Here is a 1,345-nt window from a genome sequence, read left to right on the forward strand (position 1 = left end):
CCCCCGCAGCCCCTCGATCAACTCCCGCACCACCACAGCCCCGTTCAGCGTCAACACGGACTCGGGGTGGAACTGAACACCGGCGAACCCGGGCCCCCGCAGAGCGTGCACCTCACCGTTCGCGGCCCGGCTCACCTCGACCGCATGGGCCTTCAACTCCTCGGCCGTCTCGTCGTCGCAGTAGGCCACGAAGCTGTTGTAGAAGCCCACTGTCTCCGCCCGCCCGAACAGATCGATTTCCGTCTGGGCACCCTGGTACGGGACGTGCTTGCGCACCATCTCCAGCCCCAACTCGGCCGCGATCAGCTCATGACCGAGGCAGACACCGAGGACCCCGTGCCGGTGCCCCCGCAGGACATCGGCCGCCAGCCCCCGCAGGAACCGCATCTTGGGGTCACCCATGTCGGAGGGATCCCCGGGACCGGGCCCCAGCACGACCGGCCCCTCGTGCGCGAGCACGACCTCCCGCAACCCCGGCTCGTCGTACCGCCGCACCGTCACCTCCAGCCCGGACGAACGCAGCACGTGCCCGAGCATCGCCGTGAAGGTGTCCTCGCCGTCGACGACAAGAGCGTGGCCTTCAAGAACGTCGGACCGTTCCTGCATCCGCAGCCAGAACGGGGCCAGCGAGGCCCGCCGCCCGTCGAGCGCCGCGCGCACCCGGGGATCGTCCGACAGCCGCGGCCGCACCCGCTCCTCCCGTGGCCGGCCGGGCCGTACGCCCAGCGCGGCCAGCACACCCGCCGCCTTCGCGTGCGTCTCGGCGACCTCGCTCACGGGATCCGAGCCCCGGACGAGTGTGGCCCCCACGGGCACCTTCAAGTGCCCCTCCGCATCGATGTCGGCGGTCCGGATGAGGATGGGCGAGTCGAGGGTCTGGGTCCCGCCCGCATCCCGGCCGATCAGCGCCAGCGCCCCCGCGTAGTACCCGCGCCCGCCCACCTCATGCCGTTCGATCACGCGGCACGCGTTCTGCACGGGCGACCCCGTGACGGTCGCCGCGAACATGGTCTCCCGCAGCACGTCCCGTACGTCCAGTGACGACCGCCCCCGCAACTCGTACTCGGTGTGCGCGAGATGGGTCATCTCCTTCAGCCGCGGACCGACCACGACCCCGCCCATGTCGCCGACGGTGCACATCATCTTGAGCTCCTCGTCGACGACCATCGACAGCTCCTCGATCTCCTTGCCGTCGGCGAGGAAGTCCAGCAGGTGCTCGGGGGTCGGGCCCTCGGCGGGGTAGCGGTACGTCCCGCTGATCGGGTTCATGACGACGGTCCCGCCGGACATACGCACGTGCACTTCAGGGCTCGCCCCCACCAGCGTCCGCCCACCCGTCTCCCAC

The 1,345-nt window shown here is 70.9% G+C and carries 1 protein-coding gene; it reads right to left on the reverse strand.

All coding sequences use genetic code 11. The features are described 5' to 3' along the window. Positions 1-1,345: chorismate-binding protein (locus FPZ41_RS46520; RefSeq protein WP_152870928.1), on the reverse strand; the 1,345-nt coding region annotated here is incomplete at both ends.

The organism is Streptomyces acidicola, from assembly GCF_009377235.1.
Taxonomy (GTDB): Bacteria; Actinomycetota; Actinomycetes; order Streptomycetales; family Streptomycetaceae; genus Streptomyces; species Streptomyces acidicola.